Genomic DNA, 14856 nt, shown 5'->3' on the forward strand with positions numbered 1-14856 from the left:
GGGTCGTGGGTGCCGGCCGGGTGGGTCCCGCGCTCGCCGCCGCGCTCCGACTGGCCGGGCACCACCCGGTGGCCGTCTCCGCCGTCTCGGACGCCTCGGTACGCCGGGCCGGGGAGCTGCTGCCGGAGGTGCCGATCGTCGAGCCCGCCGAGGTGCTGGCCCGCGCCGAGCTGGTGCTGCTGACCGTCCCCGACGATGTGCTGCCCGGGCTGGTGCAGGGGCTCGCCGACACCGGAGCGGTACGCCCCGGGCAGCTGCTGGTGCACACCTCCGGGCGGTTCGGCGCCGGGGTGCTCGACCCGGCGCGGCGGGTGGGCGCGCTGCCGCTGGCGCTGCACCCGGCGATGACGTTCACCGGGACCTCGGTGGACGTCCAGCGGCTGGCCGGCTGCTCGTTCGGCGCCACCGCCCCCGAGGAGCTGCGGCTCGCCGCCGAGGCGCTGGTCATCGAGATGGGCGGCGAACCGGAGTGGATCGCCGAGGAGGCCCGCCCGCTCTACCACGCCGCCCTCGCGCTCGGCGCCAACCACCTGGTCACCCTGGTCGCCCAGTCGATGGAGCTGCTGCGCACCGCGGGGGTCACCGCCCCCGACCGGATGCTCGGCCCGCTGCTGGGCGCCGCCCTGGACAACGCCCTGCGCTCCGGGGACGCCGCGCTCACCGGGCCGGTCGCCCGCGGCGACGCGGGCACGGTCGCCGCGCACGTCGCCGAGCTGCGCCGGCACGCCCCGGCCGCGGTGGCCGGCTACCTCGCCATGGCCCGTACGACGGCCGACCGGGCCCTCGCCTCCGGGCTGCTCAAGCCGGAGCTGGCCGAGGACCTCCTCGGCGTCCTGGGCCGTGGCCCCGAGGACCCGGGAACGTCGGAAACGGGAGCCGGCCTCGGGGCCCGTGACGAGGACCCGGGAACGTCGGGAACCGGCCCAGAGGAGCGGGGCCAGGGACCCGTGGACCCGGGGTCCTCGCGCACCGGCTCCGGGTCCCGTGACGAGGACCCCGAGGACCCATACGGCCGCGAGGACCCGCACCACCCCGCCCCCGGCCATGACGGCCCCGGCCATGACGGCCCCGAGGACGACGCCCAAGGAGACGGTGACCGATGAGCCACGACGCCGCCCGGGCCGCCGCTCCCGCCCCTGCCCCCGCCGCCGTCCCCGACGCCCTCGCCCTCCTCCGTACCCGGGCCGAGCTCGACCAGGTGCTGGCCGCCGCCCCGCGGGGCCGTACCGCCGTGGTGATGACCATGGGGGCGTTGCACGAGGGCCACGCCACCCTGGTGCGGGCCGCTCGGCGGCATGTGGGGCCGGACGGGTTCGTCACCGTCACCGTCTTCGTCAACCCGCTCCAGTTCGGCGCGGGCGAGGACCTGGACCGCTATCCGCGCACCCTGGACGCCGATCTGGCGACCGCCGCCGGGGCCGGGGCGGACGCGGTGTTCGCGCCCGGCGTGGACGAGGTCTACCCGGGCGGGGAGCCGCAGGTGCGGATCACCGCGGGCCCGATGGGGGACCGGCTGGAGGGCGCCATGCGGCCCGGGCACTTCGACGGGATGCTCACCGTCGTCGCCAAGCTGCTCCACCTCGCCCGCCCCGACTCCGCGTTCTTCGGCGAGAAGGACGCCCAGCAGCTGGCGCTGATCCGCCGGATGGTCCGCGACCTGAACTTCCCGGTGGAGATCGTCGGCGTGGAGACCGTACGGGAGCCCGACGGGCTGGCCCTCTCCAGCCGCAACCGCTACCTCTCCGCCCCCGAGCGGCGCACCGCGCTCGCCCTCTCCGGCGCGCTGTTCGCCGCCCGCGACCGGCTGGCCGCCCAGTACGCGCTGCTGGAGCGGGCCGGGGCGGCGCCCGCCTCGGAGAGCCGCGCCGAGGCGCTGTCCAAGCTCGGCGAGTCCCGGGCCGCGGCGGACGCCCATGCGGTGGCCGCCGCCGGGCCGGGCGGGGCGGACGCGGTCCGGGCCGCCGCCCGCGCGGTGCTCGCCGACGCGGAGAAGGCCGAACCGGCGCTGGTCCTGGACTATCTGGCCCTGGTCGACCCGGCCGACTTCCGCGAGGTGCCCGGCGGCCACCGCGGCCCGGCGATCCTGGCGGTGGCCGCCCGGGTCGGCACCACCCGGCTGATCGACAACCTGCCCCTCACCCTCGGCCCCGCCCCCGCTGCCGCCGCCGACGACCTCGGAGCACCCGTATGACCGGCACCCGCACCCCCGCACGCCAGGCCCCCGGCACCGGCATACGCCTGAACGCCCCCGCCCCCGGCTGGGCCATCGAGGCCGATGTGGTCGTGGTCGGCTCCGGGGTCGCCGGACTCACCGCCGCGCTGCGCTGCACCGCCGCCGGACTGCGTACCGTCGTGGTGACCAAGGCCCGGCTGGACGACGGCTCCACCCGCTGGGCCCAGGGCGGGATAGCCGCCGCGCTCGGCGAGGGCGACACCCCCGCCCAGCACGAGGCGGACACCCTGGTCGCCGGGGCCGGGCTCTGCGACGAGCAGGCGGTGCGCGCCCTGGTCACCGAGGGCCCGGACGCGGTGCGGCGGCTGATCGACACCGGCGCCCGCTTCGACACCTCGCCCGAGACCGGCGCCATCGAGCTGACCCGCGAGGGCGGCCACCACCGCCGCCGGATCGCCCACGCCGGCGGGGACGCCACCGGCGCCGAGATCTCCCGCGCCCTGGTCGACGCGGTCCGCGCCCGGGCCGTGGACACCATCGAGAACGCCCTGGTGCTCGACCTGCTCACCGACGCCGAGGGCCGTACCGCGGGCGTCACCCTGCATGTCATGGGCGAGGGCCAGCACGACGGCGTCGGCGCGGTGCACGCCCCGGCGGTCGTCCTCGCCACCGGCGGCATGGGCCAGGTCTTCTCGGCCACCACCAACCCGGCCGTCTCCACCGGCGACGGCGTCGCCCTGGCGCTGCGGGCCGGTGCCGAGGTCAGCGACCTGGAGTTCGTCCAGTTCCACCCCACGGTGCTGTTCCTGGGCCCGGACGCCGAGGGCCAGCAGCCGCTGGTCTCCGAGGCGGTACGGGGTGAGGGCGCCCATCTGGTCGACGCGGATGGCGTCCGGTTCATGGTCGGGCAGCACGAGCTGGCCGAGCTGGCACCGCGGGACATCGTCGCCAAGGGCATCATGCGCCGGATGCGCGAGACCGGCGCGCCGCACATGTACCTGGACGCCCGGCACTTCGGCGCCGAGATGTGGGCCACCCGCTTCCCCACCATCCTGGCCGCCTGCCGGGCGCATGGCATCGACCCGGTCACCGAGCCCATCCCGGTCTCACCCGCCGCGCACTACGCCTCCGGCGGCGTCCGCACCGACCTGCGGGGCCGCACCACCGTGCCGGGCCTGTACGCCTGCGGGGAGGTGGCCTGCACGGGGGTGCACGGCGCCAACCGGCTGGCCTCCAACTCCCTCCTGGAGGGCCTGGTCTTCGCCGAGCGGATCGCCGACACCATCGCCGAGAGCCTCCCGGCGGACGTACACGGCCGGGCGGCGGCCGCCCCCGCCCCGCACCCGGCGCCCCGGGTGCTGCCGCTGCTCGATCCGGCCCTGCGCACCCGCGTCCAGCAGGTGATGACCGCCGGAGCCGGGGTACTGCGTTCCGAGACCAGCCTCGCCGAGGCCGCCGGACTGCTGGACGTCCTGCGCACCGAGGCGGTGGCCGACACCGACCCGCTCGACGGCGCTGTGAAGGCCGCCGAACCGGGCGTGGACGCCTGGGAGACCACCAACCTCCTCTGCGTGGCCCGGGTGCTGGTGGCCGCCGCCCGCCGCCGCGAGGAGACCCGCGGCTGCCACTGGCGCGAGGACCACCCCGAGCGGGACGACGACGGGTGGCGCCGCCATCTCGTCGTACGGCTGAGTCCGGACCGCACCCTGGACGTCACCGCCACCGCCACCCAGGATTTCCCTCCGACGACCCCGTAGCCGCCCGTCCCGACCCCTCTGTTCCATCCCCGCCCAGCACGCCCCAGGGAGCCGTAACCGTGAGCACGCCCGAAGAACGTCCGCAGCCCGTGGACGTCCCTCTGATCAGCATCGGCGCCCCCGCCGCCCAGGGCTGCGGCGACGGCTGCGGCTGCGGTGAGGCCGGCGAGGAGGTGTACGAGTGCGGGCTGGACCCCGCGCTCGCCGCACTGCTGGTGAACGCCGGACTCGACCCCGTACTGGTCGAGGACGTCGCCTACCGCGCCATCGAGGAGGACCTGGACGGCGGGGTGGACGTCACCTCCGCCGCCACCGTCCCCGAGGACGCCGTGGCCACCGGTGACTTCACCGCCCGCGAGGCCGGCACGGTGGCCGGTATCCATGTCGCCGAGGCGATCCTCTCCGTGGTGTGCGAGGAGGAGTTCGCCGTCGAGCGTCATGTGGCCGACGGCGACCGGGTCGAGGCCGGGCAGAAGCTGCTCTCGGTCACCACCCGCACCCGCGACCTGCTCACCGGCGAGCGCAGCGCGCTCAACGTGCTGTGCCGGCTCTCCGGTATCGCCACCGCCACCCGCGCCTGGGCCGACGCCCTGGAAGGGCACCAGGCGCAGGTCCGCGACACCCGCAAGACCACCCCGGGGCTGCGCGCGCTGGAGAAGTACGCGGTCCGCTGCGGCGGCGGCGTCAACCACCGGATGTCCCTCTCGGACGCCGCGCTGGTCAAGGACAACCACGTGGTCGCGGCCGGCGGCGTGGCCCCGGCCTTCAAGGCGGTACGGGCGGCCTTCCCGGACCTGCCGATCGAGGTCGAGGTGGACACCCTGCACCAGGTCCGCGAGGTGCTGGAGGCCGGCGCCGACCTGATCCTGCTGGACAACTTCACCCCCGCCGAGACCGAGGAGGCCGTCACCCTGGTGGCCGGCCGCGCGGTCCTGGAGTCCTCCGGCCGGCTCACCCTGGCCAACGCCGCCGCCTACGCCGCGACCGGCGTGGACTACCTGGCCGTGGGCGCCCTCACCCACTCCTCGCCGATCCTGGACATCGGCCTCGACCTGCGCGAGGCCGGCGACCTCACCGGCGCCGGAGCGGACGCAGAGGCGGACCGGGCCTGATGCTGCTCACCATCGACGCGGGCAACACCCACACCGTGCTGGGCCTGTTCGACGGCGAGGAGATCGTCGAGCACTGGCGGGTCTCCACCGACCCGCGCCGCACCGCCGACGAGCTGGCGGTGCTCTTCCAGGGCCTGATGGGCATGCACCCGCTGCTCGGCGACGAGCTGGGCGACGGCATCGAGGGCATCGCCATCTGCTCCACGGTGCCCTCGGTCCGGCACGAGCTGCGCGAGGTGACCCGCCGCTACTACGGCGACGTCCCGGCCGTGCTGGTGGAGCCCGGCGTCAAGACCGGGGTGCCGATCCTGATGGACAACCCCAAGGAGGTCGGCGCCGACCGGATCGTCAACTCGGTGGCCGCCGCCGAGCTGTACGGCGGCCCGGCGATCGTGGTCGACTTCGGCACGGCCACCACCTTCGACACCATCAGCACCCGGGGGGAGTACGTGGGCGGGGTCATCGCCCCCGGTATCGAGATCTCCGTGGAGGCGCTGGGCGCCCGCGGTGCCCAGCTCCGCAAGATCGAGCTGGTCCGCCCGCGCAGCGTGATCGGCAAGAGCACCGTGGAGGCCATGCAGTCCGGCATCGTCTTCGGCTTCGCCGGCCAGGTGGACGGCATCGTGCGCCGGATGAAGCGCGAACTGGCCGGCCCGCACGGCGACCCCGACGACATCACCGTCATCGCCACCGGCGGCCTCGCCCCGATGGTGCTCGGGGACGCCGAGGAGATCGACGAGCACGAGCCCTGGCTCACTCTGATCGGCCTCCGCCTGGTCTACGAGCGCAACATCTCCCGTATGTGACCCTCCCGGAGCCCGGGTGGGCAACGCGCCCGCCAACGCCGCAGTTCAGGCGGTTTGTCCCAGCGGGCGCGTATCGTCGGCCCATGCCCACCCCCCACGGACCCCGCGGCGGACTGGCCTTCGCGCCGGAGGAGCTGCGGGTGCTCCGCCGCGCCCTCAGCCACGCCCTCCATCCCGCGCCGCTCGCCGACGAAGACGTGCAGGACTGCCTCCGCCTCGCCGGCACCGTGGCGGAGGCGGTCCGCGAGGCCGACCGGATGCGGGAGTTCGTCCTCGCCGACCTGGGGCGCTACCGGGCCGCGCTGCCCGGCTCGGCGGCCGGCTACCTGGACCTGCTGCGCGACGCCCTGGCCGCCGGGTACGACCCGTGCCCCGACGATCTGGCCGCCCTGCGCGCACTGCGCCACCGGCCCGCCGCGGCGGCCCTGCTGGAGCGCTGCCGGGTGCTGGCCGAGCACTCGCTCCGCGCCCGCCTCGCCGGGCGGCATGTCACCCCCGGCCCGCGCTCTCCGCTGCGGGCCCTCCCCGGCGGCCGGTCCGCCTCGGTCGCGGCCGGTGCGGCTCCTTCGGGCGCGGCCGGGTCTGACGACGAGGAGTCCAAGCCCCGCCCGGCGCCGCCCGCGCCGCAGCCGGACCGCCCCTCGCCCACCCCGCCGGGCCGTCCGGTGCCCAAGCCCACCGAGGTCTTCCCGCCCCGGCGCCGCCCGGACGCCCCGCCGCCGGAGCGCCGCCCCGACCGCCGGGTGGCCGGATAGCCGGGGCTACCCTGGTCGCATGGACTACGTATCCGCGCTCCTGCCCCCCGTCGTGATGGCCGCGTTCTTCATCGGCCTCGTCGTGACGATCGTCAAGAGCCAGGGCGGACCGAACAAGGCCAAGGAGGACGCCGCGGTGGACGCCGCGCTCGCCCGCGCCGAGGCCGCCCACCAGGCCGACGGCGCCGCCGCCCCCGGCCGTAGCTGACCCGGCAGGCCGACGGCGCCGCCGCCCCCGGCCGTAGCTGACCCAGCAGGCCGACGGCACCGCCGCCACCGGCCGCGGCTGACCCGGCGGGCCCCTGGGCCCTCCCCCCCCGAGGGCGTACGACCATCCCGCCGTCGTACGCCCTTTTCGCGCATCCGGTGCCGCGCCCCCTTCCGGTGCTCTCCCCGGCCGCGCCCGGACCCCTCTCCCGGTCAATAAGCCATAGGCCCGAATTGTCCAACTATGGTGGGTGCTGTGCCGCGCCCATTGGGAGACCTCGAAGACGCCGTGATGACACGCGTCTGGCAATGGAACCGCCCGGTCACCGTGCGGGAAGTCCTGGAAGACCTCCAGCGGGAACGGCCCATCGCCTACACCACGGTGATGACCGTGATGGACAACCTCCATCAGAAGGGCTGGGTGCGCCGGGAGGTCTCCGGCCGTGCCTACCGCTATACGGCGGTTTCCACCCGCGCCGCCTACTCGGCGGCTCTGATGAACGAGGCCTGGTCCAAGAGCGACAACCCGGCGGCCGCGCTGGTCGCCTTCTTCGGCATGATGTCCGCCGAGCAGCGGCAGTTCCTCCAGGACGCGATCCGTATCGTGCAGCGGGACGCCCCGGAAAGCGCCCCCGCCCCCGAGGAAGGGGAAGGCGCCGGAGAAGGCGGAGAGCCCGGCGGCCTGGGGAGTGCCGAAGGGCGATAGCGTCCAGCCATGTCGACCAGCCAGCGCCCCCCTGCCCGTCCGGCCGCCGCAGGCGGGAAAGCCGTCACGGTGCGCCGTGCCCGCACCACCGACGTACCGGCGCTCCGGAGACTCCTCGACTCCTACGTCACCGACGGCATCCTGCTCGACAAAGCCAACGTGACCCTTTACGAGGACATCCAGGAGTTCTGGGTCGCCGAACGCGACGAGGACGCCGCGGTCGTCGGCTGCGGCGCACTGCATGTGATGTGGGAAGACCTCGCGGAAGTGCGCACTCTCGCCGTGGACCCCTCCTTCCTGGGAGCCGGAGTAGGCCACCGGCTGCTGGGCAAGTTGTTGCATACAGCCCGCTGGCTGGGCGTGCGGCGGGTATTCTGCCTCACCTTCGAAGTGGACTTCTTCGCGAAGCACGGCTTCGTGGAGATCGGTGAGACTCCGGTGGACGGAGATGTCTACAGCGAGCTCCTCCGCTCCTATGACGAAGGCGTCGCCGAGTTCCTCGGTCTCGAACGGGTGAAGCCGAACACCCTGGGGAACAGCCGTATGCTGCTGCACCTCTGACAGGAACCTCCTGGGAACCCCGGGGAAGCCTCCCGGAACCCTCCCGGAAGCCCCCGGGCCCGGCATCCCCTGGCCGAATGTCCGAAACGCGCACCTTTCCCGCACTGTCGGGGAACTGAACCTCTCCCAGGGGTTTGTGTTTTCGCCGGAAAAGCGGTTTCCTTTCCGCGTACTGCTTTTTCGATGAAAGGAAATCCGGTGGCACAGAAGGTTCAGGTCCTTCTTGTCGACGACCTCGACGGCGGCGAGGCGGACGAGACGGTGACGTTCGCTCTGGATGGCAAGTCCTACGAGATCGATCTCACCACCGCGAACGCGGACAAGCTCCGCGGTCTGCTGGAGCCGTACACCAAGGGCGGCCGCCGCACCGGTGGACGCTCGGCGACCGGCCGCGGCAAGGCCCGCGTGGCGACGGCGTCCGGCGGCAGCCCGGACACCGCGAAGATCCGCGCGTGGGCGAAGGAGAACGGTTACGAGGTCAACGACCGCGGCCGCGTCCCGGCGACCGTCAAGCAGGCCTACGAGGCTGCGAACGGCTGAGCCGGCCACCCGGCCGGTTCCGCCCCGGGCCGCCGGTGCCGCCCGCACCGGACCCGGTGGCACTCCGCGGCGGCCGCGGCCACCAGGCGTACGAGGCAGGGGGCGCCGTCACCAGCTGCCGCCGCGCCGCCCGGCCGCCCGGGGCCGCCCGGCGTACCGGGCACGGCCGGCAGCACCCGCTCCAGCGCCGCCCCCGGCAGCGGCGGCCGCAGCCACCGCCCCCCGGGCACCGCGCTCCGGTTCCGGCCGCCCTGCGGCCCGGCGGCCCATCCCGGCGGCAACGGGGCGTCCATCAGACCCCCGGCGCCCAGCGCGGCCAGGTCCAGCGTGATGCCGCGCCACTCCAGCCAGTCCAGCAGGGCCGGCAGCTCCTCCGCCCCGCCCGGTGCGACCAGCATCCGCATTCGCTCCCCGGCGACCGCCACCGGCCACCCCGGCCGTCCGCCGCCCAGCAGCCGCAGCACCGCGTGCCCCGCCTCGGCCGGCAGCTCCAGTACGTCGAAGCACACCCCGGTCACCAGCCGCGCCCCGCCTCCGTCGGCGCCGACCGCCACCTCCCAGCCGAGCCGCCCCGCGTACCACCGCGCCACCTCCCGCCCCCCGGCCGCCCACGCCGTTCCCGGAGCCTCCCCCCGGCGCGGACGCGGCACCGGAACGGCCCGCACCAGCGGCGGACACACGCCGACGGCCCGTGCGAGCGGCGGACACACGCCCGCGGCATGTGCCACCGGCGGATGACCCTCCACCCCGGGCCCGATGACGGAGTTCACGACCATGTCCACGACCATCTCGCCAGGCTACGCAGGGTGTTCGGGTGGTCGCCCGCCGTACGTGTCAGAGTGGCACTCATGTGAGTGAGGGGGCGCAAGGGTGTTCGCCCTTAGCTGAGGGAACCGGGGTACATCGCATGGACTGTCAGACGATGCGGGTAAGACATCCCTTGTGGGGAGGGGCGACACGCAGCCAGCGGCGTCTCACGTTCGCGCTCGGCGTACTGCCGTTGCGGGTATCTGTCTGGCCTGCGGGAACATCGTCTCGCACCATCGGGTTGGAGCATTTGTCGGCGTTCGGGTCAGGAGGCCATCGACGGGTGTCGGCAGTTGGAATGAGCGGTCCCCGCTTGCGGGACTAAGCTGCGGAAGGACAGGGAGGGGACCGACCCCTTACTGCCTGACCGCTCTGAGGAGCGATTAACGATGTTCGAGAGGTTCACCGACCGCGCGCGGCGGGTTGTCGTCCTGGCTCAGGAAGAAGCCCGGATGCTCAACCACAACTACATCGGCACCGAGCACATCCTCCTGGGCCTTATCCACGAGGGTGAGGGTGTCGCCGCTAAGGCCCTGGAGAGCCTCGGGATTTCGCTCGAGGCGGTCCGCCAGCAGGTGGAGGAGATCATCGGCCAGGGCCAGCAGGCCCCGTCCGGCCACATCCCCTTCACGCCCCGTGCCAAGAAGGTCCTGGAGCTGTCGCTCCGCGAGGCCCTCCAGCTCGGCCACAACTACATCGGCACCGAGCACATCCTGCTCGGCCTGATCCGCGAGGGCGAGGGCGTCGCCGCCCAGGTCCTGGTGAAGCTGGGCGCCGATCTCAACCGGGTGCGGCAGCAGGTCATCCAGCTGCTCTCCGGATACCAGGGCAAGGAGGCGGCCACCGCCGGCGGTCCCGCCGAGGGCACCCCCTCCACCTCCCTGGTCCTCGACCAGTTCGGCCGGAACCTCACCCAGGCGGCCCGCGAATCCAAGCTCGACCCGGTCATCGGGCGCGAGAAGGAGATCGAGCGGGTCATGCAGGTGCTGTCCCGCCGCACCAAGAACAACCCGGTCCTCATCGGCGAGCCCGGCGTCGGCAAGACGGCGGTCGTCGAGGGCCTGGCGCAGGCCATCGTCAAGGGCGAGGTGCCCGAGACCCTCAAGGACAAGCACCTCTACACCCTCGACCTGGGCGCGCTGGTCGCCGGCTCCCGCTACCGCGGTGACTTCGAGGAGCGCCTGAAGAAGGTCCTCAAGGAGATCCGCACCCGCGGCGACATCATCCTGTTCATCGACGAGCTCCACACCCTGGTGGGTGCGGGTGCCGCCGAGGGCGCGATCGACGCCGCCAGCATCCTCAAGCCGATGCTGGCCCGCGGTGAGCTCCAGACCATCGGCGCCACCACGCTCGACGAGTACCGCAAGTACCTGGAGAAGGACGCCGCGCTGGAGCGCCGCTTCCAGCCCATCCAGGTCGCCGAGCCGTCGCTGCCGCACACCATCGAGATCCTCAAGGGTCTGCGCGACCGGTACGAGGCCCACCACCGGGTCTCCATCACCGACGAGGCCCTCGTCCAGGCCGCCACCCTGGCGGACCGGTACATCTCGGACCGCTTCCTGCCGGACAAGGCGATCGACCTGATCGACGAGGCCGGCTCCCGGATGCGCATCCGCCGGATGACCGCGCCGCCGGACCTGCGCGAGTTCGACGAGAAGATCGCCGGCGTCCGCCGCGACAAGGAGTCCGCGATCGACTCGCAGGACTTCGAGAAGGCCGCGTCCCTGCGCGACAAGGAGAAGCAGCTCCTCGCCGCGAAGGCCAAGCGGGAGAAGGAGTGGAAGGCCGGCGACATGGACGTCGTGGCCGAGGTCGACGGCGAGCTGATCGCCGAGGTCCTGGCCACCGCCACCGGCATCCCGGTCTTCAAGCTGACCGAGGAGGAGTCCTCGCGGCTGCTGCGCATGGAGGACGAGCTCCACAAGCGCGTCATCGGCCAGAAGGACGCCATCAAGGCCCTGTCGCAGGCGATCCGCCGTACCCGCGCCGGTCTGAAGGACCCCAAGCGCCCGGGTGGCTCGTTCATCTTCGCCGGCCCGTCCGGTGTCGGTAAGACCGAGCTGTCCAAGACGCTCGCCGAATTCCTCTTCGGCGACGAGGACGCGATGATCTCCCTCGACATGTCGGAGTTCAGCGAGAAGCACACCGTTTCCCGCCTCTTCGGCTCCCCGCCCGGATACGTGGGTTACGAGGAGGGCGGCCAGCTCACCGAGAAGGTGCGCCGCAAGCCGTTCTCCGTCGTCCTCTTCGACGAGGTCGAGAAGGCCCACCCCGATATCTTCAATTCCCTGCTCCAGATCCTGGAGGACGGTCGGCTGACCGACTCCCAGGGCCGGGTCGTGGACTTCAAGAACACGGTCATCATCATGACGACCAACCTCGGGACCCGGGACATCTCCAAGGGCTTCAACCTCGGCTTCGCGGCCCAGGGCGACGTCAAGACCGGTTACGACCGGATGAAGGCGAAGGTCAACGAAGAGCTGAAGCAGCACTTCCGGCCCGAGTTCCTCAACCGAGTCGATGACACGGTCGTGTTCCACCAGCTCAGCCAGGAAGACATCATCCAGATCGTCGACCTGATGATCGCCAAGGTGGACGAGCGTCTGAAGGACCGCGACATGGGCATCGAGCTCAGCGGTGACGCCAAGAACCTGCTGGCCAAGCGCGGCTACGACCCGGTGCTCGGCGCCCGGCCGCTGCGCCGCACCATCCAGCGGGAGATCGAGGACCACCTCTCCGAGAAGATCCTCTTCGGCGAGCTGCGCCCCGGTCACATCGTGGTCGTGGACACCGAGGGCGAGGGTGAGGAGAAGAAGTTCACCTTCCGCGGCGAGGAGAAGACGGCCCTCCCGGACGCCCCGCCCATCGAGGCGGCCGGCGGCCCCGGCCCGAACCTCTCCAAGGAGGCGTGAGCAAGCGCCTGCTTGTCTGACGCTGTGAAGGTCCGAAGGGGCCGCCCCGGTACTCCCGGGGCGGCCCCTTCGCCGTACCCTCGGCCGGTCAGCAGCGGGCTGGCTTCCGCCAGGAGCACTCCACATCGGCGGGCGCGGGGGCCGTCCGCGTACGCTCCGGCCTCGCGGCCTTCACGATCCCCGCCCCCGTATCCGACCCGGCCAGCGTCACCACCACCGCGTCCTCCACGCTCTTCACCGAGGACGCCAGATAGTCGGCGAGCACCACGGAGAAGACCAGCTTCCGCCCGGCCTTGTCCGTCACATACCCGGACAGCGCCGAGGCGCCGGTCAACGAGCCCGTCTTGGCATGCGCGTTCAGCGCCGCCGGGGTGCCGCACATCCGGGTCCGCAGCGTGCCGCCCTCCGCCCGGTCCGGCGCGCAGGCCACCGGCAGGGCCGCGTACCAGTCCCCGAACCACGGCTCGTCCTGGACGGCCAGCAGCAGCTTCGACAGCTGGGCGGCCGGGAACAGGTTCATCCGCGACAGCCCCGACCCGTCCACCTGCCGGATGGTCCCGGTGTCCACCCCCTGTCGCTTCAGATAACTCCCCACCGCCGCCAGCCCGTCCCCCCAGTTCCCCGCCCGCACGGTGGCCTGGTACCCCATCGCCTTGGTCAGCGCCTCCGCGTGCATGTTGTTGGACAGCTTCATGAACGGCCGCACCAACTCGCGCAGCGGCATGGAGCGGTGGGTGGCGAGCGGTCTGGCGGTGGCGGGGGTGGCCTTTCCTGTCCGCAGTCCGTCCTCCACCCGTACGCCGTGCCGGGCCAGCGCCGCCGCGAACACGGTGGCCGCGTAGCGGGTCGGGTCCTGGACGGTGATCCACTCCTTGACGGTGGCGGCCTTCAGCGGCAGAGAACCGGTGACCGCGATGGTGTTCGTCCCATGCTCCCGCTCCATGGTCAGTGTGTTCGCCGTTCCGCCCGCCCCGGTCGTGGCCCGGTTGGCCACCCGTACGCCCCCGTCGGCGGGCGTCAGCCGCACCCGAGGCCGGGCGCCCTGTTCGCTGCCCGCCGTCACCTCCACCACCACCGTCCCCGCGTCGTAGTCGGTGTCCGGGGCCAGGGTGAGCGCCGAGATGGGGGCGGAGTAGTACGAGGACTCGTCGTCCGCCGCCCAGGAGCGGCCCAGCCGGTTGGCGTCGAACCGGGTGTCGTCGGCGACCAGTTGCCCGGTCACCCGCCGTACTCCCGCCGCCGCGACCCCGGCCGCCAGCCTGTCGTAGTCGGCCGCGAGGACGGTCGGGTCCCCCGTACCGCGCAGATACAGATCCCCGCGCAGGGTGCCGCCGGTCCGCCGCCCCTCGCCCAGCACATCCGTGCTGAACCGGTGATCGGGGCCGAGGACCCCCATCGCCGCCAGCGAGGTGGCGATCTTGGTGTTGGAGGCGGGCATCAGCCGGTCGGTGCCGTTGCGCTGGTAGAGGGTGGCCCCGGTGGCCGCGTCCGCCACGACGACGCTCACCCCGCCGCCGTCCAGCCGGGGGTCACTGAGGATGGTGTCCAGGGCCCCCTTCAGCCCGCCGTCCGAGGGGCCCGCCCCGGCGGGCACGGCGCCGGTGCCGAGGAGCGCGGTGACCGCGAGGCCGAGGGCGAGGGCGGTCAGCCGCCGGGCCGCGCGTCCGGGATGTCTCCCGAGGTCTCTCCCGTGAGTGGTCATGCCCGGAGGATGACGGAGGACGGGGGAGTGCGGAAGGAGGCAGGGCGGGGGCGGGCTACGGCGTGGCGGCCGTAGGCTCCCCTCCATGCACAGCAGCCTCACCGAGCACGCCCGATGCCTCTACGGAGACGAGTACCGGCCCACGCCGGAGTGTGGGCTCAAACACCTGGAGCACTACTTCATCGAGGAGTTGACGTTCGCCGACGCGGACGCGGTGCTCGCCATGCTGCGCGAACTCTGCCCGCATGTGGTCGACGGCCACCTCCCCGTCTGGGTGCGCAACCTGGCCTACCGCCTGGCGCTCCTCCAGCGCCCCGACGACCCGGCCCTGCTGCGGGAGGCCGCCTCCAGCCTGTGGCTGCACGGCCCGGAGTGGGACGCCATCGCGACTGAGCTTGAGCGACGGGCCGAGGCCCTGGAGGTCTCCTAGACGATCAAGTCCTATGTCTGGCTGGCCCGTTCGCGAGATCCCTATCCATCGGGATCTTCTAGGACAGTAAGTGACCTAAAAGGCGTCTAGCGTCATCAGCGCGTTGAGGCACTCGCACCCCAGGAGGCAGTCAGATGTCCGTCAAGCCGGTTCCCCAGGGCTACCACACCGTGACGCCGTGGATCATCTCGCGCGACACGGTGCAGCTTATCGACTACATGAAGAGGGCCTTCGGCGCGGAGGAGCTCGCGTGCCTTGCGGGCAAGGACGGGGCCATCGAGCATGCGGAGGTACGGATCGGCGATTCAGTGGTGCTGATGTTCGACGCGCGGCCGGAGTGGCCGCCGACTCCTGGCTTCCTCCGTCTTTACGTCGAGGACGCCGACGC

The 14856-nt window shown here is 73.0% G+C and carries 14 protein-coding genes and 1 pseudogene; 13 read left to right on the top strand and 2 right to left on the bottom strand.

Translation table 11 applies throughout. The features are described 5' to 3' along the window. The first annotated feature begins 5 nt into the window (after positions 1 to 5). The 10 genes from ABZ945_RS11495 to ABZ945_RS11540 all read left to right on the top strand — a co-directional run bounded on the left by ABZ945_RS11495 (position 6) and on the right by ABZ945_RS11540 (position 8617). The gene (locus tag ABZ945_RS11495; protein WP_361267089.1) at positions 6 to 1103 is read left to right on the top strand and encodes a DUF2520 domain-containing protein; all 1098 of its coding nucleotides are present in this window, start codon (positions 6 to 8) and stop codon (positions 1101 to 1103) included. Beyond that, the gene (panC, locus tag ABZ945_RS11500; protein WP_361267091.1) at positions 1100 to 2191 is read left to right on the top strand and encodes a pantoate--beta-alanine ligase; all 1092 of its coding nucleotides are present in this window, start codon (positions 1100 to 1102) and stop codon (positions 2189 to 2191) included. Before ABZ945_RS11495 ends, panC begins: the two co-directional genes overlap by 4 nt. After that, positions 2188 to 3930 carry an L-aspartate oxidase gene (locus tag ABZ945_RS11505; RefSeq protein WP_361267093.1) on the top strand — a complete coding sequence of 581 codons (1743 nt, stop codon included), beginning with the start codon at positions 2188 to 2190 and terminating at the stop codon, positions 3928 to 3930. The genes panC and ABZ945_RS11505 overlap by 4 nt, the downstream gene beginning before the upstream one ends. 59 nt (positions 3931 to 3989) lie before the next feature. Beyond that, positions 3990 to 5042, top strand: a complete 1053-nt coding sequence (gene nadC / locus ABZ945_RS11510; RefSeq protein ID WP_361267095.1) for a carboxylating nicotinate-nucleotide diphosphorylase — start codon at positions 3990 to 3992, stop codon at positions 5040 to 5042. Then, positions 5042 to 5848: a type III pantothenate kinase gene (locus tag ABZ945_RS11515; protein WP_361267097.1), complete on the top strand. Its 807-nt coding sequence runs from the start codon at positions 5042 to 5044 to the stop codon at positions 5846 to 5848. Before nadC ends, ABZ945_RS11515 begins: the two co-directional genes overlap by 1 nt. A 113-nt stretch (positions 5849 to 5961) precedes the next feature. Further along, complete coding sequence (locus tag ABZ945_RS11520) at positions 5962 to 6603, top strand: hypothetical protein (protein WP_361267151.1); 642 nt, start codon at positions 5962 to 5964, stop codon at positions 6601 to 6603. 19 nt (positions 6604 to 6622) lie between these two features. Beyond that, a complete protein-coding gene (locus ABZ945_RS11525) occupies positions 6623 to 6811 on the top strand; it encodes a hypothetical protein (protein WP_361267099.1) in 189 nt (62 codons plus the stop codon). Positions 6812 to 7066: 255 nt separating this feature from the next. After that, complete coding sequence (locus tag ABZ945_RS11530) at positions 7067 to 7516, top strand: BlaI/MecI/CopY family transcriptional regulator (RefSeq protein ID WP_361267101.1); 450 nt, start codon at positions 7067 to 7069, stop codon at positions 7514 to 7516. Between the two features lie 9 nt (positions 7517 to 7525). After that, the gene (locus ABZ945_RS11535) at positions 7526 to 8077 is read left to right on the top strand and encodes an amino-acid N-acetyltransferase (RefSeq protein ID WP_361267103.1); all 552 of its coding nucleotides are present in this window, start codon (positions 7526 to 7528) and stop codon (positions 8075 to 8077) included. A 198-nt stretch (positions 8078 to 8275) separates the two neighbouring features. Further along, a complete protein-coding gene (locus tag ABZ945_RS11540) occupies positions 8276 to 8617 on the top strand; it encodes an Lsr2 family protein (protein ID WP_361267105.1) in 342 nt (113 codons plus the stop codon). Here ABZ945_RS11540 and ABZ945_RS11545 read toward each other — a convergent pair. Further along, the gene (locus tag ABZ945_RS11545) at positions 8596 to 9207 is read right to left on the bottom strand and encodes an SCO3374 family protein (protein WP_361267107.1); all 612 of its coding nucleotides are present in this window, start codon (positions 9205 to 9207) and stop codon (positions 8596 to 8598) included. The genes ABZ945_RS11540 and ABZ945_RS11545 overlap by 22 nt on opposite strands. Positions 9208 to 9813: 606 nt before the next feature. Here ABZ945_RS11545 and ABZ945_RS11550 point away from each other — a divergent pair. Further along, positions 9814 to 12336 (top strand): ATP-dependent Clp protease ATP-binding subunit, encoded by a 2523-nt coding sequence (locus ABZ945_RS11550; RefSeq protein WP_361267109.1) that lies wholly within the window; start codon positions 9814 to 9816, stop codon positions 12334 to 12336. A gap of 88 nt (positions 12337 to 12424) precedes the next feature. Here ABZ945_RS11550 and dacB read toward each other — a convergent pair whose 3' ends face one another. Then, positions 12425 to 14038, bottom strand: a complete 1614-nt coding sequence (gene dacB / locus ABZ945_RS11555) for a D-alanyl-D-alanine carboxypeptidase/D-alanyl-D-alanine-endopeptidase (RefSeq protein ID WP_361267111.1) — start codon at positions 14036 to 14038, stop codon at positions 12425 to 12427. A gap of 85 nt (positions 14039 to 14123) precedes the next feature. On the opposite strand from dacB, the gene ABZ945_RS11560 reads away from it, so the two are divergent. Together ABZ945_RS11560 and ABZ945_RS11565 are read left to right on the top strand one after the other, a co-directional pair. Further along, positions 14124 to 14468: a hypothetical protein gene (locus ABZ945_RS11560; protein WP_361267113.1), complete on the top strand. Its 345-nt coding sequence runs from the start codon at positions 14124 to 14126 to the stop codon at positions 14466 to 14468. A 134-nt stretch (positions 14469 to 14602) separates the two neighbouring features. After that, a pseudogene (locus ABZ945_RS11565) lies at positions 14603 to 14856 on the top strand (VOC family protein); the annotation flags it as partial.

It is taken from the genome of Streptomyces sp. NPDC046887 (assembly GCF_040644755.1).
GTDB classification, from domain to species: domain Bacteria; phylum Actinomycetota; class Actinomycetes; order Streptomycetales; family Streptomycetaceae; genus Streptomyces; species Streptomyces lichenis.

What these genes read in the sequence shown, in the direction of transcription:
- panC (WP_361267091.1), top strand. Translation starts at nt 1,100, where the DNA reads ATGAGCCACGACGCCGCCCGGGCCGCCGCTCCCGCCCCTGCCCCCGCC.
- ABZ945_RS11505 (WP_361267093.1), top strand. Translation starts at nt 2,188, where the DNA reads ATGACCGGCACCCGCACCCCCGCACGCCAGGCCCCCGGCACCGGCATA.
- ABZ945_RS11515 (WP_361267097.1), top strand. Translation starts at nt 5,042, where the DNA reads ATGCTGCTCACCATCGACGCGGGCAACACCCACACCGTGCTGGGCCTG.
- ABZ945_RS11525 (WP_361267099.1), top strand. Translation starts at nt 6,623, where the DNA reads ATGGACTACGTATCCGCGCTCCTGCCCCCCGTCGTGATGGCCGCGTTC.
- ABZ945_RS11535 (WP_361267103.1), top strand. Translation starts at nt 7,526, where the DNA reads ATGTCGACCAGCCAGCGCCCCCCTGCCCGTCCGGCCGCCGCAGGCGGG.
- ABZ945_RS11550 (WP_361267109.1), top strand. Translation starts at nt 9,814, where the DNA reads ATGTTCGAGAGGTTCACCGACCGCGCGCGGCGGGTTGTCGTCCTGGCT.
- dacB (WP_361267111.1), bottom strand. Translation starts at nt 14,038, where the DNA reads ATGACCACTCACGGGAGAGACCTCGGGAGACATCCCGGACGCGCGGCC.
- ABZ945_RS11560 (WP_361267113.1), top strand. Translation starts at nt 14,124, where the DNA reads ATGCACAGCAGCCTCACCGAGCACGCCCGATGCCTCTACGGAGACGAG.